The sequence below is a fragment of the Psychromonas sp. KJ10-2 genome, assembly GCF_047323255.1.
Lineage (GTDB): Bacteria > Pseudomonadota > Gammaproteobacteria > Enterobacterales > Psychromonadaceae > Psychromonas.
Genome location: NZ_CP178827.1, coordinates 1,942,919 through 1,962,548, shown reverse-complemented (window position 1 = coordinate 1,962,548; position 19,630 = coordinate 1,942,919). Strand labels below are relative to the sequence as shown.

Here is a 19,630-nt window from a genome sequence, read left to right as displayed (position 1 = left end):
GTGTACTACTATGCCTCAATTCCTTAAGACAACTATACAATGCCTTAACCTCATTCAGAAAGTAACTACCCGAGCGGGTAGTTTTTTGATTTAAGGTGCTTTATTACTTTTGAGTGAGGAAAAATTGAGCTGCGCTTTGCAAAGCAAATGAATAACCTTGTGCGCCCATTCCACAAATCACTGCAGATGCGATATCTGAAAAATAAGAGTGATGTCTAAACTTTTCACGTTTATGGATATTAGATAAATGTACTTCTACAAAAGGAATGGCTACCCCTAATAAAGCATCTCTGATGGCTACGCTAGTATGAGTAAAGGCAGCAGGGTTAATGATAATAAAGTCTATTTTACCAGCACTGTCATGGATTTTTTCGATGAGCTCGTATTCACGATTACTCTGTAAATGCGACAGCGTAATATTTAATGGTTTTGCCTCTTCATGTAGTGCATTAATAATATCATTCAGTGTTTGGCTGCCGTAAACCTCTGGCTCACGTGTTCCTAATAAATTTAGATTTGGTCCATTTAATACTAATACGTTCACTACTTGCTCCTTTGTTTGCCCCAATAAAAAAACACCTCGATAACGGGTAGGCTATCGAGGAGTTTAGCGGTAAAGATTATGCTTGGCTATCAGTAAGCGTAATGCTTATTGGATCTCTTGATTTTCTTTAATCAATTGATCGACCACACTTGGATCCGCTAGTGTTGATGTATCACCTAGTTGATCACTCTCTCCAGTGGCGATTTTACGTAAGATTCGACGCATAATTTTACCAGAACGCGTTTTAGGTAGTCCTTCTGCCCAATGTAAAATATCTGGTGTGGCAATAGCGCCAATCTCTTTACGCACCCATTGTTTCACTTCTGCATATAACTCTGGCGAAGAGTATTCACCTGAGTTTAGGGTTACGTAAGCATAAATGCCTTGGCCTTTGATTTCATGAGGAACACCCACTACGGCAGCTTCAGCAATTTTCGGGTGCGATACTAATGCACTTTCTATTTCAGCTGTTCCCATGCGATGTCCTGAAACATTTAATACATCATCTACACGGCCTGTGATCCAATAATAACCATCTTCATCTCGGCGTGCACCATCACCGGTAAAATACATATTATCGAAGGTTGAAAAGTACGTTTGTTCAAAACGTTCATGGTTACCGTACAAGGTACGCATTTGCCCTGGCCAGCTGTCTAACATCACTAGGTTACCTTCTACTGCACCCTCTAGAATATTACCTTCGTTATCTACAAGAGCTGGTTTAACGCCAAAGAAAGGGCGCGTTGCTGAGCCGAGGTTTAAGGTCGGTTGCACCTGGTAATGGGGTAATTAAGATCCCCCTGTTTCAGTTTGCCACCAAGTATCGACAATAGGGCAACGCTTATCACCAATTTTGTCGTAATACCATTGCCATGCTTCAGGGTTAATAGGCTCACCAACTGAACCGAGAATACGTAATGAGCTACGTGTTGTGCCAACAATCGCATCATCACCTTTTGCCATTAACGCACGAATCGCGGTAGGCGCGGTATAAAGTAGTGTGACATTATGTTTGTCGACGACTTCACTCATACGCGCTGTGGTTGGGTAGTTAGGCACACCTTCGAATAACAGTGTTGTTGCGCCATTGGCAAGTGGTCCATACACTAAATAACTGTGTCCTGTTATCCAACCTACATCCGCGGTACACCAATAGATATCACCCTCTTGATAGTCAAACACATACTTAAAGGTCATTGCTGCATATACTAGATAACCACCCGTGGTATGCAGTACACCTTTTGGTGTACCGGTAGAGCCTGAGGTATACAGAATAAATAACGGGTCTTCAGCGTTCATCACTTCTGGTTCGCAGTCACCAGCTTGATCTGCGGTGATCTCTGTCCAGTCAATGTCTCGACCTGCTTGCCAATTAATATCTGCACCGGTATTTTTTAACACAATGACATGTTCGACACAGTCTGTGCCATCTCGGGTTAACGCTTCATCAACGTTGCCTTTTAATGGCACGGTTCTACCACCACGACGTCCTTCATCAGCAGTGATCACTAATTTGGCATTACTGTCGATAATACGTCCGGCAATTGCATCAGGAGAAAAACCACCAAAGACGATTGAATGGACTGCACCAATACGCGTACAGGCTAACATAGCTACTGCCGCTTCCGGTGTCATTGGCATATATAAACAAATAACATCGCCTTTTTTAACACCTAATGACTTTAATGCATTAGCAAATTGACAGACTTGTGTGTAAAGCGTTTGAAAAGTGATGTTAGCGTCTTGATCGGGTGTATCGCCTTCCCAGATTAACGCAACTTGATCTGCTCGCGTTGCTAAATGACGGTCGATACAGTTAACTGAAACATTTAATTCACCGTCTTCAAACCATTTAATATCAACTTGACCAGGGGCGTATGAAGTGTTTTTTACTTTTGTATATGGGGTGATCCAGTCTAAAATTTTCCCTTTTTCATACCAAAATTTTTCTGGGTTTTCAATCGATTCAGCATAATCAGCTAGGTACTGATCATTTGTTAATAAGCTTTTCTTGGCTACTTCAGATGAAACTGGGTAAATATTATTTTCGCTCATTGCTCGCTCCGTTATGTCGTAATATTCATTACTTAAAAGGTTAGTGCTTGTTTAAACATTTATAACCTGATTCTAAATGACAGATAAAACCGTTATTGTGAGATAGGACAATGTTGTTAAATAAATGTTAATTGTCATTGAGTTAGCTGTCGTTTTGAGATCAGCATCAATAAAAAAGTAAACCTAATATCAATTATTTTTTACTTTACTGTTCGTATATTGCGTTTTTATGGCTACGCTTATTAGTTACCATGCAGAAGATAATGCGTAAAGAACGAGGGAAGCGTGAATCTCTTTAGTGTGGTTGAAAACACTGGAGAGATGTTATGGATAACAAACACCGCGGCTTTGCGGTACTCGCTATTGTAATAATATTGAGCATCGCAAGTATCGCTTACACCACTAATATGGCTTATCTGCAATTAATGGATAATAAAGTGCTGAGTAATTACTATGCTAATAGTGAGGCCTTTATCAACGCTGAGTCTGGGATTAACTTAGTACTGAATAAATTAAGCTCTGCAGCTCATGCCCATGAGATGTTAAAACAACTACCTTTCACTTTCGCAACTGCTGAGCAGGCTAATACTGCTTACCAAGTTAGCGTTACTAGTTTGACGGCGAATCAATTAGCTATCTCATCTACGGGTTACTCTAGCGATAAATCCGCCTTAAGGCTGATCTCTCTAGAAGTCTATTATGAGCTGGATTTTGATATTCCAACAGCACCCCTGCAGAGTAATGGTCGTTTAAATATTAATGCAGGAGATACGATTAATGACGGTTGTGAAGGTGTGTCGTTAATCGACTGTCTTTCCTCGGATAATATTGCCGACAATATTGTCATCAGCCAACATGATCTCAGTCTAAACGAACAAACGCTGGCGTTATGTCCTGATCATAAAAGCCTCGAGCAGGAAGCCATTTACGGCGAGTTGACAGATGCGCAAGGTGCATCGCGAATACAAAGTATTAATAAAGGGCAGTGGGGAAGCACAGCAACCTTTAATAATCCTATTTTTGATCAAGTCACGCCGATTACTGACTTAACTGATAGTCGCTCTTTATTCGAAAAAACTTTTGCCGTGACCTGGGCAGATGCAAAGGCACATTTTATTAAATCTGAACAAGTTGCTTATATTGATATGCGTTACGGTAGTGCAATGGATTGCTCACATCAATTAGCTCAGGTAGAAGAGAGTATCTCCGTTATTTATATTGAGGGCGATTGTCATATTAACCCGTTAGACGTGGCTTCTAGCACATTATCGGGAGATCAGCACTTTACCATTGGTAGCACAGAGCAACCTAAAATGGTGTTTATGGAAGGGGGACATTTGTTACCCCTCAAGATACACAAAGTGCAGTGATTGGCATGTTATACCTTTTGCCTAAGAGTGAAGCGGTATTAGATAACAGTGGTTCCTTTCAATATCAAGAGGGTATTCAACAAGTCAGTGAGCAGCAATCTATTAACCTATCTGGTATCAAGGTCAATGGCAGCTTACTGAGTGAATATGATTGTTCCTATACCAGTAACTTAGTAGACAGTGATGGCGTTACATCACCTCATTTATCTGTTCGTTACGATAAACAAGTCTTAAAGCGTTTATATCAACAATTAGCGGTGATCCCGTCAGCAAGTCATTATCAATTAGTCGCTGGAACATGGAGAGACTTCTAATGAAAAAGGAAAATCAAGGCTTTACCTTTGTAGAAATTTTAGTGTCACTGATTGTAATTAGCTTAACGGCGTTAAATATGAGTGGCTTACAAATAAAAATTGCACAACAACAAAATAAAAATATAGCCCATGCACAGGCAATTTCATTGGCAAGCACTAAGCTAGAAGGTTTGTTGAAGATAAATGACGTCGATGACCTGTTAGCACTACATCAACAGGTTGAAACTGATATCCCATTAGCTAGTAGCGTTTTCTCTATTGAATGGGAAATTAAGTCTGTTGCAGATGATTTTAATGCGAATAATCAATTTAAAGAAATTAATTTGCATGTATCTTGGTCTAATAGTTTAGGAGAAGTTGAAGGCGTTGTTTATTCACAGCAAATCAATATGACGTCGATACTCTCAGAGCAGTTTGAGCAACAAGCGAAAAAGGGTTTCTCTAATATCGTAGCACCGAGTACTACGTTAAATGAAATACTGTATTTTGACCCTAATAAAACGTATCAAGTGGGTGATTTTGTTATTTATAACAGTCATTTGTATCAAACTAATGGACTGTATTCGCAACTGAGTACTCCACTCATTAGCGGTTCGGATAATAGTGAGCTTGAAGTGGTAGGCTGGGATAGTCACGGGCAAGTGGATCAACTCAATCTGTTTGATAAGCAACAGGAGGAGTAAACGCTTTAATGTTATGACTTTGTGATAACCCAATAAACATGCTTATGCTATAATTGAACTATCATGCACTCGCTTTACTCTAATTCTATATAATTTAAATTTTGAAGGAATGTTTGGCCAATGATAGAAAGCCAACTGGTTATATTACAACAAGCTAATACCTATTTAGCAGCAGTGACAGAAGCACAATATACAGAAGTCATTTCGCCAATGTTTATGAGTTCTGCAGGTGCACATATGCGCCATATTTTAGATCATTACCAATCTGTTATTAATGGTTTTTCAGAAGGTTTAATTGATTACGATAAACGCAGTCGTGGTGGGGTTGTTGAAAGTTGTCCTAAAGCAGCACAAGCAGCCATTAAAGAGATTGGCGTATTTTTACAAAGCCTAACACCCGAACAGCTTGCAACGAGTGTTAAGTTATCCACTGAAATCTCTGTTGTTGATAAACAAGTTGCCATGGTTGATACCACATTAGCGAGAGAAGTTATTTTTGTTGGTAGTCATACGGTTCACCACTTAGCAACTATTAAACATATCGCACAAGTACAAGAAGTGGATATTGAACGAGATTTAGGAATTGCACCAGCCACAGCGACCTTCCTACGAGCAGAAGTAAGTTATGTGTACATTAACTTATCAATTGACTGAGCAGGGTTACCAGCTATTTTTTAATAGAGATGAGCAGCGTACTCGACCTCAAGCCATTATACCTATGTTAGATAAGCAACTTAACGCTGTTTATCCGATAGACCCTACAGGTGGTGGTACTTGGATCGCAACACATCAAAGTGGTGTGAGTTTAGCTTTACTCAACTATTATCAAGCTCAAATTAACCCCAGCCTTAAAAACTTTACCAGTCGTGGGGTGATTATTCCGCGTTTATTAGCGCGTGTTGATCAGATCCATCAACAGTTATTAAGCATGGACTTAAGCTGTTTCCAAGCCTTTCAACTATGTGTTTTTGACAGTCAATTGTCGTTATTAACGGCAAGTAAACACGGTGCCCGACAATATGTATGGGATGGTAAACAACTCACTCACTCTTTATTAAGCGCAATTGAGTCGTTGCCTGTTACCTCTTCCGGTGTGGATTTTGAAACTGTATCTGCCTATCGTAAACAGCACTTTGTTAATGCTATTAATGTACAAACAGCCAATACTGCTGATTATATTCAATATCATCAGCATCAAGGTGAATCGGGCAAATGTTCAGTAAAAATGTTCCGTGATGATGCCAAAACGGTGAGCTTTACTCATATTGCAGTCAATCAAAATAATCACTTAGGTAAGAAAGTGCAGCTGGGGTATGTGGATTACTTTGCAGAGCAAACAGAAGAGAAAATTTCACTGACTTTTTAATTTTAAAGTCAGTGAGTTATAACGGAGCTTGAGCTTATTATTTAGTAATGCGGTGGACGCATCTCTTCTTTTCTGACGCTAACTGATTCGGCTGACTCTCTTTTAACTTCACTGCTAATAAAGCCACTTGTTCTGTTAATTGTTGAGTGCGACGTTGCTGCTCAAATATCTCTTGATTAAGCGTGTCGATATTATCCTCTTGAAAAGCAACCTTCATTTCCAATTGTTCTATACGTTCTTCTAATTCTGTCTGTTTGTTAGTCATGATGTCTCTTATAAAGGGGCTAATGGCCAAATTTCTAATAAACCTGCGGAACTTTCAGTGACAATCGCTGAATCGTTCCATAATGAGGCTGAGTATACTACAGCTGTTTTAGGACGTGTCTCTTTCTTGCAGTCACTGCCCACTCTTGTTGTTTAAGTCCGCTCTCTGTATCCCATAAATTAACTGACTGAGTCGCATTGCCAGTTAATAAGTATTGCCCACCTTTGATAAAACGTACCGAAGAGAATATCGACTGACGGGCTTTATATATCAATGTGCTTTGTAACTTACCTGTTTGTAAGTTCCAGATTTGAGACGCTTTTTGAGTATCGGCAATAAATGCAAAGCGACCATTTTTCTCTAATCTTACTAAACTAACGCGCTGATCAAATTCAAAGCGTTGTACCACTTGTGCTGTCTCAGTATCCCATAAAAAGGCCTGGTGATCGTTGCCACCGGATAATACATAACGTCCATTACTAGACATATCGATACTGTTCACTTTTTCTCGGTGCAATGGTGCCTCTAAGCGGCGGCCCGTCTGTAAATTAATGTGAACTAACTTACCGTTAACCTGTCCATAAGCTATCATATTGCCGTTTTCAGATAGTTGAATATCTCGAATAGGAGAGTCGGACACTTGGTAAAATCCCAGTGATTTTCCAGTTTTTATATCCCATAGGGCAAACTCATGGCGACTCGCTGTTAAGGCAACACTATTATTTGCTGATAAACGAACAATAAAAACGTCATTGTCTTGATTTTGATGGTGATACCAGTTGAACAATAGTTTATTGTTTCGGTTGTCCCATAAACTGATACCATGGTGGATGGATGATATAAGCGAATAATCTCCATTGTCGGAGATGTCCGCACTGAAAGCTCCCTCTGCAGCATGCTCAAATTGCTGCGAAGGTTGTGGATATTGCTCACAAGCAGTTAACAATAGGGTGCTTACGAGTAAAAGGGATTTAAAAGTATTAGCTAATTGCATGATTAAATTGTCTTTGTTGGTAAACAGCTATAAGGTTAGTATAAGTTAACTGTTTTAGATACTGCTTTGCAATTTTTGAAGTGAAATCAAAAGCTATCTGTTTTAATTTAATATTTGGAGTAACAATGAAAAACATTTTTAAAGTTTCTTTACTAGCAGCTACAGTTGCATTGACCGTTGGTTGTAACCAAGAACAAGAATCAGCAGCCCCGACTCAAGAAGCAACTGCTGTGAATTTTAAAGATGCTAACGAAAAAGCAGCCTACGCAATTGGTGCTTCATTTTCTCGTTACGTTTCGACTACATTAGAAAAACAAGCTGAATTCGGCATGACATTAGATAAAGAAGTTATCCTACAAGGTATCACTGATACATTACGTGGAAACTCTAAATTAACTGATGAAGAGATGATCGAAACATTAAAAGTATACGATACAGAAGTTAAAGCTGCCGCTGAGAAAAAACAACTAGAATTAAAAGAAAAAGCGACAGCAGAGTCAAAAGCATTTTTAGAAGAGAATGCAAAAGCTGAAGGCGTAACAGTCACTGATTCAGGCCTACAATACTCAGTGATTACTGAAGCTGAAGGTCCAAAACCTGCTGCTGAAGACACTGTAACTGTACACTATGTTGGTACATTAATTGACGGTACAGAATTCGATAGCTCTGTTGCACGTGGCGAACCAGCTAAATTCCCACTAAACCGTGTTATTCCTGGTTGGACTGAAGGTGTTCAACTAATGAGTGTTGGCGAGAAATACAAGTTTGTTATTCCTGCTGACCTAGCATACGGAGAGCAAGGTGCTGGTTCTATCCCTGCTAACGCAACCCTGGTTTTCGAAGTTGAATTATTAGATATCGAGAAAAAAGCTGACGCAGCAGAAGAAAAAACAACTAAATAATGCTGTTAAAGCACTATTAGTTACTGAGGCCACTTTTTAGTGGCCTTTTTTGTGCCTTAAATTTTTAATCATTACGCTGAATACTTTGCAACATCCATCGCTCTGCCTGACAAGTGAGGTGACAGATACACGCATTGTGAATATTAAAATGACGAGGTGCATCCACTGGAATATGCAAAATATGCTTTAATAGCATCACAATGGATAAGCCATGGGTCACCACTGCGATAGACTCACCAGGATGACGCAACGCAATCTCATTTAACTTATTAACAATACGTTCCTGTACCTCTTGCAAGGTTTCACCCTCACCAATACGATAACCTAACTCGCCAGAGAATAAGCGTTGTAGCTTCTGTTTGTCTTGTGCTGTTAACTGTAATTTAGGTTGCCCATCTAAATAGTCATAACTGATTTCTCGTAATTGCCCACTGGTCTTTATAGTAAGTTGTTGAGCTGAAGCTAATGGCAGTGCAGAGGATTGAGCTCGGCCTAAATCGCTGCAATAGAGTTGTTGTAACGGTATTACTTTGAAGTATTCGGCTAATTGTAAAGCCTGTTGTTGTCCCTTTTCGGTGAGTGGACTATCAGAGTGGCCTTGAAAGCATCCTTGTTGATTAAATAAGGTTTCGCCGTGGCGAATTAAATACACATCAGTCATAGCATTCCTTAGCATAAAAGAGCACTAATATTAACACCATAAAATGGCAAATAGTGTATCCTTGTGCGATAAATTTTAGACGATAATGAACAAGTGTTAGGTGATTGATGTGATGGGTTTTGACGTAGTGGTAATTGGTGCTGGTGCATCTGGTTTAATGTGTGCCATTGAGGCTGGTAAACGTGGACGAAAAGTACTGGTTATCGAGCATGCTAAACGTATTGGTCAAAAGATCATTATGAGTGGCGGTGGGCGTTGTAACTTTACTAACTTATACGTAGAACCAAGCAACTTCCTATGTAGTAATCCACATTTTGTAAAATCAGCACTGAGCCGTTATACACAATGGGATTTTATCGCGTTGGTGGATAAACATAATATTGCCTGGCATGAGCGTGACCATGGACAATTGTTTTGTGATGATAGCGCCAAACAGATAGTAAAAATGCTCCTTGATGAAGCACAGGCAGCAGGTGTGACTATCAAAACGCAATGTGAAGTAATCGCTCATCAACAACTAGGCGATGACCATTTTAGAGTGCAAACTTCGCAAGGTGATGTTGAATGCCAATCATTAGTGGTTGCAACAGGTGGGCTGTCACTGCCGAAATTGGGCGCGACACCTTTTGCTTATCAACTGGCTGAAAAATATAACTTACCTGTGAAACCAACCCGTGCTGGCTTAGTGCCTTTCACTTTACAACCGACACAAAAAGAGAAACTAACTGAATTATCAGGTATTAGTTTACCTGCAACGGCCACAGCAATTAAAAAATGCGACGAAAAAAGATCGTCCAATGAGTTTTAGTGAAGCGTTATTGTTTACTCACCGCGGCTTAAGTGGCCCTGTGATTTTACAAATATCTAACTATTGGCAAGCGGGCGATACTATCTCAATTGATCTCTTACCCAGTGAAGATCTTAGTTTATTATTGACTCAAACCCAGCAAGATAGACCTGAATTAGCGTTAAAAACCGTGTTATCGCAGCATTTACCAAAGCGTGTCGTAGAGTGCTTATTAGCTATTGCAGAGATTGAAAGCCGCCCATTAAAGCAATTTACTGAAAAAGAGTTATCGCAAGTTGTCGAGCTGTTCCATCAGTGGCAACCACTCATTAACGGAACAGAAGGTTATCGTACAGCCGAAGTGACCTTAGGCGGTGTTGATACCGACGTTATCTCCTCTAAAACCATGGAATGTAAATCTGTAAAAGGGTTGTACTTTGTCGGCGAAGCCATGGATGTCACCGGTTGGCTAGGCGGGTTTAATTTCGCATGGTGTTGGAGCTGTGGTTGAGCCGCAGGGCAAGCGGTTTAATACTGTGAAGTAACAATAAAGCTGGCCCGTAGTAATGTTCGTTTTTATTCTTATCTTATATTTTAAAGTAGAGAGTAATTATGCCACGTGGACGAAAGCTAGCGTCTTTAGAAGATTATCAACAGGTACTTAAAAAAATATGGGATTGGAGAAGGTAAGTTTTATAAACCTTGGCTTGAAATTTAGATGTAAAATCTAAAGGTACGAGAAGTATTATACAAGTCAATTAAAAGGACTAGAAGCCCATCAATCTAACTCGCTTTGGGGCACAAAGCGACTTAGAATTTATGTGAATTTCTGAAGTATGTAACGTCAGCTGTTCCGACAGAGCGGTCATTAACGTTGATAGCTACTCAGTGTTTAGAAAGCATAGACCTTTATTCATCATGACAGACAACAAAGCCGCCATAGCAGTCATTCAAAATTCACTTAGATTTGTATAGTCTTAACGCTAAGGCATTTCGCCCTCAAAGTGCCACAGCAACCAACAAATTAGTGGGCAATATGACTCAGCCACAACAGTCTTATGAAAGAGGCTAATAGAAATGTTTAAAAAAATAGAACTAATTAGAACCGCAATCATTGTATAATGACTCATATCTCAAGGCTGCATTTATCCCATTCTAACCATGAACAGATAAAAGGTAATTTTCATGAGCAATTTTATACAAAAAATCACTGACTTATAAAAATGAAGCAAAAAGAAAAAGCTGACTTTGAAATAGCAAACGCCTTCGATGGTATTGAAGTTGTAAATGCAAATTATACTAAACAAACTTTTTCAAAGCATGTGCATGAAGGCTATACTATTGGTGTTATTGAATATGGTGCACAGAGGTTTGATCGTAGTGGTGCCTCCCATTTAGCTGGCAAAAATAGTATTATTTTGGTTAATGCTGACGATGTTCATACAGGAGAGTCAGCCACGACAACAGGCTGGGGTTATAAAGCAATGTATCCTACACCGGAGCATTTCGCGCACATAAGTACAGATTTATATAATGGAAAAAATTTGACCCCGTATTTCCACTCATCCGTTGTAGAAGATCCACAGTTGGCTCAACAGCTCAGGCTCATATTTTCTCAAATGGAGATGAATAGTTCTAAGCTTTTAATGGAAACGTTATTCTATGCCACTTTGATGAGCCTAACCTTACGCCATTCTAGTCCTGCGGATACTCCAAGTGATCGTTCTGGCAGTATAAATAAACTACTATTGGCTAAAGAGTTTTTAGATTGTTATCCTGAAGAAGATATTTCATTAGCACGTTTATCTGAAATATCTGGCTTAAGTAAGTTTCATTTTATTAGGCAATTCAATAAATATTTTCACTTAGCACCACATAGCTACCAAATACAAGTTAGATTAAAAAAAGCAAAAGCTTTGCTAAAGCTCGGGATTAAGCCAAGTCAAGTTTCCATCGATTGTGGATTCTATGATCAGAGTCATTTTACTCATCACTTTAAAAAAGCACTTGGAACCACACCTAGCCGTTTTCAAAAACAAGCAATTATATACAAGAATACTGACTAACAAAGATCTAAACTCCCCATAAATAAATAAGGAGTTAATTTTATGCAAAAGCATATGTATTCAAGTTGTAATAGCGTGAAACAAGAAAATAAACCACAACTCATATATCAAGCTACCATTGATATGCTGCCCTTAGGCATTGCAGTCATTCCATGGGGGATTTTGTGTGGATCTCTTGCTATCAAAATTGGACTATCACCTATTCAAGCTCAGCTTATGTCATTACTGGTATTTGCAGGAGCAGCACAACTTGCAAGTTTAACGCTTATAGGGGGGCTTTATCTTCCATATTTACCTCTACTTTTGTTATAAGTTCAAGGCACTTGCTTTATTCTGCTGTATTTAGAGAGCATGTTCGCCAAAGTTCACTCACGACTCGTTGCTGTACTGCTTTTTTCCTAACTGATGAGATGTTTGCTGTGACTTGTGCTTATATAGAAAAATATAAATCTTATAACCATTTGTATGCAATAAGTACTGGTATTGTATTTTATATCATGTGGAACATATCTACTTTTATAGGAATTAATGTTGGTCAGTTTATTCCTAATATTGAAAATATGGGACTTGAATTTGCCATAGCAGCAACTTTCATTGCAATTGTAATCCCTTCTATTAATAGTCTTTCAACACTAATCTCTGTTCTTGCTAGTGGGGTAAGCGTATTGGTCCTCACCGATATGGGCAATGAACACGCCTTAATTATCGCAACCTTAATTGGGATTATTTCAGGTTTTTTATTCGCTATAAAAGGAGGGACATATGAATAACTACTGGGTAATGTTGCTGGGAATGACATGTATCACATTTACTTGTCGATATTTATTCTTCTCTAAAAAACTCCCATTTGAACTGAGTGTAAAAGTAAAAATGGCGTTAGGTTATACGGCCCCTTCAGTTTTAACTGCAATGTGGGTACCTATTGTATTTTTAAGCAATGAAAACACTGAAAGTTCATTTTTTCTAGTCCATTTTTATTGGCTGGTTTAATTTGTATTCTTTTAAGTCTTAAGATAAAAAGCACATTAATAGTTGTAATTATCAGCATGCTTGTATTTTTAGCACTTCAATTTTTTTATTAGAGTTTTAAGTACTTTTTATTCAACAAGTTAATAGTGAATTTACCTCGAAAATTTAAAATTGTTAGCATTTTACGGTTAATTACCACTTAGGTTGAATAGTTTCCTTTCTGTTTAAATATCACCAACATAATTTAGACACGTAGAAAACGCACTTCTAAAAATATACTAAGGCTTTGTCTTCAGGTAATAGATGCAATAATTTTAAAAAACATCAAAGAAAATGTGTTCTGGCCAAATGATTTGAGCCACTAATTTGGAGTGAACAATAACCTTTTCTATCTTGCTTCGTGCAAAAAGTGTTTCAGGAAGCTATAAATATGTGGCTAATATTAACTACATATTACCAACATCTGCTATGAACTTGAATCTGACTCAAAATTAGCAGCAAATTTTGGTTAATATTAGTCTAAATAAGTTGATGGTTTCACAAAAGCTTAATCTCGGCTTTAGGCTCAAAAGCGTCCATGCTTATTTAACAATTAATGACTATATATCGGTGTGCTCAGAAATTCCTAATGCATCATCAACTTCAACACCAAGATATTTCACAGTACTTTCCAGCTTGGTGTGGCCTAACAATATTTGTACCGCACGAAGATTTTTAGTGCGTTTATATATTAGTGACACCTTAGTTCTACGCATTGAGTGTGTGCCGTAAGCAGTAGGATCAAGTCCAATACTAATAATCCAACGTTTTACGATTCTGGAATATTGACGAGTTGATAGATGATCATTGTTTTTTACTCTACTTGGAAAAAGATAATCACTAGCGCTTAAGTGCTGAGATTTGATCCAAGAAGTGATGGCGTTTCTAGTTTTAGTTGTTATTTCAAACTGTACTGGCTTCCCTGTTTTTTGCTGAACAAGTATTGCTCTGGATTGAACGGTTGTCCCATGGGCTATATCCCTGACTTTCAACTTAACAAAGTCACAAGCTCTAAGTTTGCAGTCTAGTGCGAGGTTAAACATAGTTAGTTCTCTGAGATTATTGCTTATTTCTAACCGTGTTCGTATTGACCACACCTCTTCGAGCTTAAGAGGTGATTTTTGCCCTACAAGCTTGCCTTTATTCCAAGTTGGTTTAGGTGTGTAAACGGTGAGTTGATACATGATAGTTCTCCTTCTTTAAAGGGACTATAAGTATAGTTGTTAGTGGTCGCTTTATCCGACACAGCAGACGTTAACCTTGAATATAATTTAGATAGAATAGAGTACGACTTCTAAGCTATATTGCCCCAAATCTGTTAGACGTTTCTTAAATTGTTGCCTACCTTAATTAGCATCAACACTTACCATATTTGACTCTTCAGAACTAATTTTTCTTCTAGATAATTAAGGAATACCTTGAGTTTTTCTGGAATGAAAGAGCGCTGAGGATAAACTGCGTATATCCCGTGCTCAGGTAGTTTGTATTGTTCCAATGTGGTTACTAATGCACCGCTATTCAACTCTTGTTCGACAAGAAATAGTGGCATTTGGCAGAGACCAATGTCATCGAGCATCAACAACTTGAGTACATCACTGTTATTTACCTGAATATTACCATCTGGCTTGATCCGCTCAGAACCATTGGGGCCATCAAACACCCATTCAAGACCCGACCTATAATAGGAATAGTACAAACAATTGTGCTGTTTTAGATCATTTAATTCTTGAGGCTTACCATGTTTTTTAAAATAACTAGGGGATCCGCAGAGTACACTACGACAACGAGATAGCTTACGTGCCACAAGATTTGAATCAGATAATTCACCGATTCTTAATACCATATCTAATCCATCTTGAACTAGATCTACGACTTTATCATCCATTGATAAACTAAGCTTTATATTAGGAAAACGAATTAAAAACTCACTTAACAAAGGTGCAATATGAAGTTGTCCAAACACCATGGGAACACTCACTTTGAGATGCCCAGAGGGAGTTCCTTGAAGACTGCTAATAGCATCCTCACCTTCATTGACTAAATTTTTAGCTCTATGGATATAGCTGTAATATTGTTCACCCGCCTCTGTCAAACTTAATTTACGAGTTGTTCGCTGAATCAGTTTTACACTCAGATGTGCCTCTAACGAACTAATTTGCTTACTCACGGCTGATTTGGTTACCCCAAGTTTGCGGCTTGCTTGAGAAAAACTGCCCAGTTCGACTACGGCAGTGAACACCGGAATAGTTGAAAATGTATCCATTTTTACTGTTTACCTGTGGGAAACAAAGAGTTCACAATATAGTGGATTATCAAGCTAATAGAAACTCTATATATTACATAACAACATTAAATCATTTGGAAATAGCATGAAGACACAACCAATCAATCTCTCTATGGCACTTGCAGGCGGGGTAATGCTTGCCAGTATGATTGCAGTTAATAGTAAACTAGCCACTTTTAGCTCACCTTTGCTTGCGTCCTGGGTTGCACACGGAGTTGGTACAATAGTTTCCCTTGTGGTGTTAATGCTAGCCAGTGCTTTCGTTAAAGGAAAAATATCTTCGCATTCCAAGTCAAAAACTCCCATTTGGGCTTATTTGGGAGGCATACCAGGCGCTTTTACCGTAATTTTGGCTGCTATCACGGTCAATAGCCCACTAGGTTTGTCCGGTTCAATCGTATTAATTATGGCAGGTCAAGTCTTGTTTGGATTTATATGCGATACCTTAGGCTTGTTTGGTTTAGATAAACGTTCAATGAACCTTAATGATGCTATTGCATTAATACTAATGGCGGTAGGTTGTTTAGTAACATTGTTCGGAAGGGATATTAATGACAATGGTAATTATGATTGCTCTATTCAACGGATGCTGTATTAGTTTTTGTAGAATACTTAATGGAAGACTAAGTCAGGATACCAGCCCGTTCTACGCATCTCTTTGGAATCATGCTATAGGGTTTATTTTCCTAAGTATAATTGTATATTTTACATCAATAGTTCCGCTTGAAAGAATTATGGATGCTCCTGCCGCAAGCTGGACTGGCGGTATTTTAGGCGCTTTATTTGTCGCTATAAATAGTTATGTACTGTCAAGAATTGGGGCAACGCTGACCGCATTGCTCGTTATTGGAGGTCAATTACTTACAGGGGTTGTTTGGGATATTATCAATAATGGTGGGGAACTATCACAGTTGTTTGGCATTTTATGTATATTAGCTGGTGTTTTGGTCGTAAAACGTAATCAACGCAAAGACATAAAAGAGATTGAAGCACCTAGGTAAACTTACTGGTTGTGTTAATTAGTAAGCACAGGAGTATTGCTACACTCAAAAAAGTGGTAAATTGCAAGTGTAAATGGTTACCATTCTTTACGACCTTTTCAACTTAGTGCGCTATCTTGCTTCGTGGTTCCAATCGGTAGAAAAGTACTTTTTTAAAGACCGCTTTAGGCTCACAGCGGACTTTTAAATTATGAACAATGATATCCATTTCTAAGTTGCTTTGGGGGCGAAAGCGAGATACAAAAATTGAACATCGCCAAGTTTACTTGTTAAATGCAATGAAAATATTTCGATGAGTGATCTTTCCTTGATTTTGTAGCTAAATTAAGTTTCAGCCCACAAGCGTAATAGGTTAGCGTGTGATTTGCTGATTTTGTCAAAGGCGTTGCTTTTACCTTGTGTTTTCATGATTTCTCGTCTGGCATTATCTAGATCTTGTAGTACTTCACGTTGGTCTGCATGACGAATATAACTCTCTAACCAAGTAATACCTACATGCCTTACCCCTTCAGTTACTGGATTGACTCGATGTAATGAGGTTGAAGGATAAATAATGGCGTGACCTGCCGGTAGTTTATAACTGAGCTGCTGCGCACCAAATGAAAAGACTAATTCTCCGCCTTGATAATCATCTGGGTTGGAGAGAAAGAGGGTGCAGGATAAATCGGATCTGAGTATTGCTTCGCTACCCATTAACGCATCATCAACATGATCCCCATAGCCACCTGAATGTTGGCTTTGGCTAATCAAAAAGGCGCTATTTTTTTAGCATAGGTGCTGGTGGAAAACTCTGGATGTGTGACTAATTGGCTGGTTAGGGCGTTAGTGACTTCTGACTCTAGCTCAGGCGTTGCTTGCCATTGCTGATTAGTTTTCACTGATTTAGCTGCCCAACCTGCTGTTTCGGAACCTGCATAAAACTCGCCTAATGTAAGTGTATTATGGATGTTAACTAAAGCTTCTTTGTCTAATACATTGTCTAGGATCGTGATCATGAGGTTTTATATTACCTTTTATTAATGAGAGTGGGCAGTAGTATTACTGCCCACTCATTTTAACCGTTATAAACGGTATTTAAAGTCCAAGGTGATTGAACGAGGGTCGTTGGCTTCTGCAGATACCCAGTTTGGTGTTGTGACAACACGACTTTTGTCAAATAGGTTACGTACCACTAATGATACATCCCATTTGTCCATTTCGTAGTAAGCACCAAAGTCAAACTCTGCATAACCAGGAATGGTGTAGTCATCATCGTTACGGGAACCTTCTGCACGCATCCCTAAAGCAAAACGCATTGGCTCATTTTGCATCGCATAGCTATTCCATACTGAGAATGCGTGGTACGGCGTGTAGTTAGCTTGTCTACCCGCATCATCGCCGGTCGTATCGTGTGCATCTGTGTAAGCATAGCTAACACGGCTAGAGATTTGGTCATTAAAGTGGAAGATGGCATCAACTTCTACACCTGTCGATCTAAACGCTTCACCTAACTCTTGTGTTAAGACACGCTCTCCATCGATGGTTTCAGTACTCGTTGGGTTTTTAGTGTTGATGTAGAATAACGTCACACTTGCATCTAGTTTCTTATCAAAGAAATCGCCTTTCACACCAATTTCATAGTTGTCACTTTCTTCTGACTCATACTCAACACCATCTTGGCCATATTGGATTAAGTTTGATGTATCCACTGGCTCATAAGCTTGGCTGTATGAAGCAAATAGGTTGATTTCAGGGGTAAGTCGGTAGACAACACCTAGATCATAAATGAAGTTAGTTAGGTCTTGGTCATAAGCATCATCACTTGAACTTGTTTCTTCACCTACGTACTTAGTGAAACCAACCCCTAGTGCTAAGGTAAAGTCGTTAAGCGAAATACGATCTTTTAGATATAAATTAAGCTCTTTATCAGTCGCGGTAGAAAAATCGCCGTCTTTTAGAGAGTCAGGCATTGCTGAGTATAATTGGCTATCTGGATCATAAAGGTCAATCGTGTATAGGCCAACTGCTTCTGCGTTATCTTGGAAGTTACGCATAAATTTAGTTTCTTTATAACGGAAGTTCGCACCGGCAATAAGATGATGCTCAAGCTCTCCAGTATCAAATTTACCTTCGGCATTCATATCTAGTAATGCATATTGATCTTCACCTTTCGCGTATACCCATTTTCTTTCGAAGGTGGTATCACCAATGCTGTTACCTAGCGCACTACTATTACTAATGTATAAATCTTGAGATTCTGATTCAGTACGAACCGCGGCTGCACGTGCATTTAACGTCCAGTTTTGTAATTGATGTTCAACGCTAAGTTCTAATGTCGTTGATTCTGTGGTGCCTTTATCAAGCGGGCTGCCGTAGTAACTACCACGGTTGATCACACTGCCGTAGCTGCTAGTGGTATCACCTAATGTACCGTTAGCGAAGTTAGTGGTGAATACACCATCTGTCCATGCACTGCCGCCAACTCTCTCTTGGTTTTTATATTCTACACGCGGTGTGATTTTTGTATCTTCACCGACCAAGAAAGTTAATGATGCATCAACTAGTTGATCATCATAAGAACGACCTTCTTGGTAACCATCAGCATCCGGCGTTAATTCTGCATTGATGCGGTACAATACTTTATCACTTGCTAATTCACCGGTAGAGTCGATGTTTACTGATGTTTGGTTTCTTTCAAAGTAGCCCGTGTCATCAGAAACAAAAGAGCGGTTTTTAATGCCTAAGGTTGTTTCAGATTCTTTTTTAGGCTTTTTAGTGGTGACATTTACCATACCGCCACCGACACCTGTTCCATATAAGATGGCATCAGAACCGGTAAGAAAAGTTGCTGATTCAAGGTTATAAGTGCTTGGTAAACGTGACCCTGTACCTGTTTCCCCACCTTGTAATGAGCGTAAACCATTCACCATAAAATTATCGATATTAGTTTCAATACCACGCACAATCACTCGACGCGCTGCCGAACTTTCTGTGTGGAAACTTGCAACATATTCAGCAACATCACGTGTATCTTCAGCAGCCATATCACTGATTTCTTTCTCCGATACTCGTACAACAGAACGACCAGTTTCTTTTAAAGTTAGGTTCATTTTTGTTGCTGTAGAGTCAACGGTATTATTAATACCTTGTTGCTCAGACTCTGCTGTTACAGTAATGGTATCAAGGCTTGATACTCCATCTTCTGCATCTACTTCTGCGGCAAATGAGGTTGGACATAGCGCTGTGATTAGGGCTGAGCCTACTGCTAAATGAGAGAGTGATTTTGAGGTGGTGAAAGACTTGCTAGACATGCTCCAATGTTTCCTTTTTAAATAATTATTTTATTAATCC

Annotated in this window: 19 protein-coding genes and 3 pseudogenes; 12 read left to right on the top strand and 10 right to left on the bottom strand. The window is 39.0% G+C overall.

Annotation, left to right across the window (positions count from 1 at the left end; genetic code table 11):
* Positions 1–103: 103 nt before the first annotated feature.
* Positions 104–544 carry a type II 3-dehydroquinate dehydratase gene (aroQ, locus tag ACLKL2_RS09420; RefSeq protein ID WP_413694193.1) on the bottom strand — a complete coding sequence of 147 codons (441 nt, stop codon included), beginning with the start codon at positions 542–544 and terminating at the stop codon, positions 104–106.
* A 105-nt stretch (positions 545–649) separates the two neighbouring features.
* Positions 650–2,599, bottom strand: a pseudogene (acs, locus tag ACLKL2_RS09415) (acetate--CoA ligase).
* Between the two features lie 326 nt (positions 2,600–2,925).
* Here acs and ACLKL2_RS09410 point away from each other — a divergent pair.
* The 5 genes from ACLKL2_RS09410 to ACLKL2_RS09390 all read left to right on the top strand — a co-directional run bounded on the left by ACLKL2_RS09410 (position 2,926) and on the right by ACLKL2_RS09390 (position 6,332).
* Positions 2,926–3,969: a hypothetical protein gene (locus tag ACLKL2_RS09410; RefSeq protein ID WP_413694192.1), complete on the top strand. Its 1,044-nt coding sequence runs from the start codon at positions 2,926–2,928 to the stop codon at positions 3,967–3,969.
* Positions 3,970–3,974: 5 nt separating this feature from the next.
* Positions 3,975–4,283, top strand: a complete 309-nt coding sequence (locus tag ACLKL2_RS09405) for a hypothetical protein (RefSeq protein WP_413694191.1) — start codon at positions 3,975–3,977, stop codon at positions 4,281–4,283.
* The gene (locus ACLKL2_RS09400) at positions 4,283–4,966 is read left to right on the top strand and encodes a type IV pilus modification PilV family protein (protein WP_413694190.1); all 684 of its coding nucleotides are present in this window, start codon (positions 4,283–4,285) and stop codon (positions 4,964–4,966) included. The genes ACLKL2_RS09405 and ACLKL2_RS09400 overlap by 1 nt, the downstream gene beginning before the upstream one ends.
* Before the next feature lie 120 nt (positions 4,967–5,086).
* Positions 5,087–5,620 (top strand): hypothetical protein, encoded by a 534-nt coding sequence (locus ACLKL2_RS09395; RefSeq protein ID WP_413694189.1) that lies wholly within the window; start codon positions 5,087–5,089, stop codon positions 5,618–5,620.
* Positions 5,592–6,332: an NRDE family protein gene (locus tag ACLKL2_RS09390; protein WP_413694188.1), complete on the top strand. Its 741-nt coding sequence runs from the start codon at positions 5,592–5,594 to the stop codon at positions 6,330–6,332. Before ACLKL2_RS09395 ends, ACLKL2_RS09390 begins: the two co-directional genes overlap by 29 nt.
* Before the next feature lie 37 nt (positions 6,333–6,369).
* On the opposite strand, the gene ACLKL2_RS09385 is transcribed toward ACLKL2_RS09390, so the two are convergent.
* Positions 6,370–6,597 (bottom strand): SlyX family protein, encoded by a 228-nt coding sequence (locus ACLKL2_RS09385; RefSeq protein WP_413694187.1) that lies wholly within the window; start codon positions 6,595–6,597, stop codon positions 6,370–6,372.
* Between the two features lie 97 nt (positions 6,598–6,694).
* Positions 6,695–7,591: a WD40 repeat domain-containing protein gene (locus ACLKL2_RS09380; RefSeq protein ID WP_413694186.1), complete on the bottom strand. Its 897-nt coding sequence runs from the start codon at positions 7,589–7,591 to the stop codon at positions 6,695–6,697.
* 125 nt (positions 7,592–7,716) lie between these two features.
* On the opposite strand from ACLKL2_RS09380, the gene fkpA reads away from it, so the two are divergent.
* Positions 7,717–8,493 (top strand): FKBP-type peptidyl-prolyl cis-trans isomerase, encoded by a 777-nt coding sequence (gene fkpA / locus ACLKL2_RS09375; RefSeq protein WP_413694185.1) that lies wholly within the window; start codon positions 7,717–7,719, stop codon positions 8,491–8,493.
* 64 nt (positions 8,494–8,557) lie between these two features.
* Here fkpA and ACLKL2_RS09370 read toward each other — a convergent pair whose 3' ends face one another.
* Positions 8,558–9,154, bottom strand: coding sequence for a histidine phosphatase family protein (locus ACLKL2_RS09370; protein ID WP_413694184.1), 597 nt, complete (start codon positions 9,152–9,154; stop codon positions 8,558–8,560).
* Between the two features lie 109 nt (positions 9,155–9,263).
* Between ACLKL2_RS09370 and ACLKL2_RS09365 the strand changes: the two are divergent.
* The 4 genes and pseudogenes from ACLKL2_RS09365 (at position 9,264) to ACLKL2_RS09350 (ending at position 12,997) form a co-directional block, all read left to right on the top strand.
* A pseudogene (locus tag ACLKL2_RS09365) lies at positions 9,264–10,452 on the top strand (NAD(P)/FAD-dependent oxidoreductase).
* 712 nt (positions 10,453–11,164) lie between these two features.
* Entirely contained in the window at positions 11,165–12,007 is an 843-nt protein-coding gene (locus ACLKL2_RS09360; RefSeq protein WP_413694183.1) for an AraC family transcriptional regulator, read from the top strand.
* A gap of 42 nt (positions 12,008–12,049) precedes the next feature.
* A pseudogene (locus tag ACLKL2_RS09355) lies at positions 12,050–12,777 on the top strand (AzlC family ABC transporter permease).
* The gene (locus ACLKL2_RS09350) at positions 12,770–12,997 is read left to right on the top strand and encodes an AzlD domain-containing protein (RefSeq protein ID WP_413694182.1); all 228 of its coding nucleotides are present in this window, start codon (positions 12,770–12,772) and stop codon (positions 12,995–12,997) included. Before ACLKL2_RS09355 ends, ACLKL2_RS09350 begins: the two are co-directional and overlap by 8 nt.
* Positions 12,998–13,575: 578 nt before the next feature.
* On the opposite strand, the gene ACLKL2_RS09345 is transcribed toward ACLKL2_RS09350, so the two are convergent.
* Complete coding sequence (locus ACLKL2_RS09345; protein WP_413694181.1) at positions 13,576–14,199, bottom strand: tyrosine-type recombinase/integrase; 624 nt, start codon at positions 14,197–14,199, stop codon at positions 13,576–13,578.
* Between the two features lie 179 nt (positions 14,200–14,378).
* Positions 14,379–15,278 carry a LysR family transcriptional regulator gene (locus ACLKL2_RS09340; RefSeq protein WP_409440157.1) on the bottom strand — a complete coding sequence of 300 codons (900 nt, stop codon included), beginning with the start codon at positions 15,276–15,278 and terminating at the stop codon, positions 14,379–14,381.
* A gap of 106 nt (positions 15,279–15,384) precedes the next feature.
* Here ACLKL2_RS09340 and ACLKL2_RS09335 point away from each other — a divergent pair, with 106 nt between their 5' ends.
* Positions 15,385–15,897, top strand: coding sequence for a DMT family transporter (locus ACLKL2_RS09335; protein WP_413694180.1), 513 nt, complete (start codon positions 15,385–15,387; stop codon positions 15,895–15,897).
* A complete protein-coding gene (locus ACLKL2_RS09330; RefSeq protein WP_413694179.1) occupies positions 15,851–16,300 on the top strand; it encodes a DMT family transporter in 450 nt (149 codons plus the stop codon). The genes ACLKL2_RS09335 and ACLKL2_RS09330 overlap by 47 nt, the downstream gene beginning before the upstream one ends.
* 324 nt (positions 16,301–16,624) lie before the next feature.
* Here the strand turns inward: ACLKL2_RS09330 and ACLKL2_RS09325 are convergent, their stop codons facing one another.
* From ACLKL2_RS09325 to ACLKL2_RS09315, 3 genes are all read right to left on the bottom strand, one after another.
* Positions 16,625–17,050, bottom strand: coding sequence for a Fe2+-dependent dioxygenase (locus ACLKL2_RS09325; RefSeq protein ID WP_413694178.1), 426 nt, complete (start codon positions 17,048–17,050; stop codon positions 16,625–16,627).
* On the bottom strand, positions 17,047–17,295 hold the full coding sequence (locus tag ACLKL2_RS09320) for a hypothetical protein (protein ID WP_413694177.1): 249 nt from the start codon (positions 17,293–17,295) through the stop codon (positions 17,047–17,049). Before ACLKL2_RS09320 ends, ACLKL2_RS09325 begins: the two co-directional genes overlap by 4 nt.
* A gap of 66 nt (positions 17,296–17,361) precedes the next feature.
* Positions 17,362–19,590: a TonB-dependent siderophore receptor gene (locus tag ACLKL2_RS09315; protein ID WP_413694176.1), complete on the bottom strand. Its 2,229-nt coding sequence runs from the start codon at positions 19,588–19,590 to the stop codon at positions 17,362–17,364.
* Positions 19,591–19,630: the final 40 nt, after the last annotated feature.

Excerpts from the sequence above, each read along its gene's own strand:
- ACLKL2_RS09405 (WP_413694191.1), top strand. The coding sequence starts at position 3,975 with ATGTTATACCTTTTGCCTAAGAGTGAAGCGGTATTAGATAACAGTGGT.
- ACLKL2_RS09345 (WP_413694181.1), bottom strand. The coding sequence starts at position 14,199 with ATGTATCAACTCACCGTTTACACACCTAAACCAACTTGGAATAAAGGC.
- ACLKL2_RS09380 (WP_413694186.1), bottom strand. The coding sequence starts at position 7,591 with ATGCAATTAGCTAATACTTTTAAATCCCTTTTACTCGTAAGCACCCTA.
- ACLKL2_RS09370 (WP_413694184.1), bottom strand. The coding sequence starts at position 9,154 with ATGACTGATGTGTATTTAATTCGCCACGGCGAAACCTTATTTAATCAA.
- ACLKL2_RS09315 (WP_413694176.1), bottom strand. The coding sequence starts at position 19,590 with ATGTCTAGCAAGTCTTTCACCACCTCAAAATCACTCTCTCATTTAGCA.
- ACLKL2_RS09390 (WP_413694188.1), top strand. The coding sequence starts at position 5,592 with ATGTGTACATTAACTTATCAATTGACTGAGCAGGGTTACCAGCTATTT.
- ACLKL2_RS09395 (WP_413694189.1), top strand. The coding sequence starts at position 5,087 with ATGATAGAAAGCCAACTGGTTATATTACAACAAGCTAATACCTATTTA.
- ACLKL2_RS09335 (WP_413694180.1), top strand. The coding sequence starts at position 15,385 with ATGAAGACACAACCAATCAATCTCTCTATGGCACTTGCAGGCGGGGTA.
- ACLKL2_RS09340 (WP_409440157.1), bottom strand. The coding sequence starts at position 15,278 with ATGGATACATTTTCAACTATTCCGGTGTTCACTGCCGTAGTCGAACTG.
- ACLKL2_RS09360 (WP_413694183.1), top strand. The coding sequence starts at position 11,165 with ATGAAGCAAAAAGAAAAAGCTGACTTTGAAATAGCAAACGCCTTCGAT.
- ACLKL2_RS09320 (WP_413694177.1), bottom strand. The coding sequence starts at position 17,295 with ATGATCACGATCCTAGACAATGTATTAGACAAAGAAGCTTTAGTTAAC.
- ACLKL2_RS09400 (WP_413694190.1), top strand. The coding sequence starts at position 4,283 with ATGAAAAAGGAAAATCAAGGCTTTACCTTTGTAGAAATTTTAGTGTCA.
- ACLKL2_RS09330 (WP_413694179.1), top strand. The coding sequence starts at position 15,851 with ATGACAATGGTAATTATGATTGCTCTATTCAACGGATGCTGTATTAGT.
- ACLKL2_RS09350 (WP_413694182.1), top strand. The coding sequence starts at position 12,770 with ATGAATAACTACTGGGTAATGTTGCTGGGAATGACATGTATCACATTT.
- ACLKL2_RS09385 (WP_413694187.1), bottom strand. The coding sequence starts at position 6,597 with ATGACTAACAAACAGACAGAATTAGAAGAACGTATAGAACAATTGGAA.
- fkpA (WP_413694185.1), top strand. The coding sequence starts at position 7,717 with ATGAAAAACATTTTTAAAGTTTCTTTACTAGCAGCTACAGTTGCATTG.
- ACLKL2_RS09410 (WP_413694192.1), top strand. The coding sequence starts at position 2,926 with ATGGATAACAAACACCGCGGCTTTGCGGTACTCGCTATTGTAATAATA.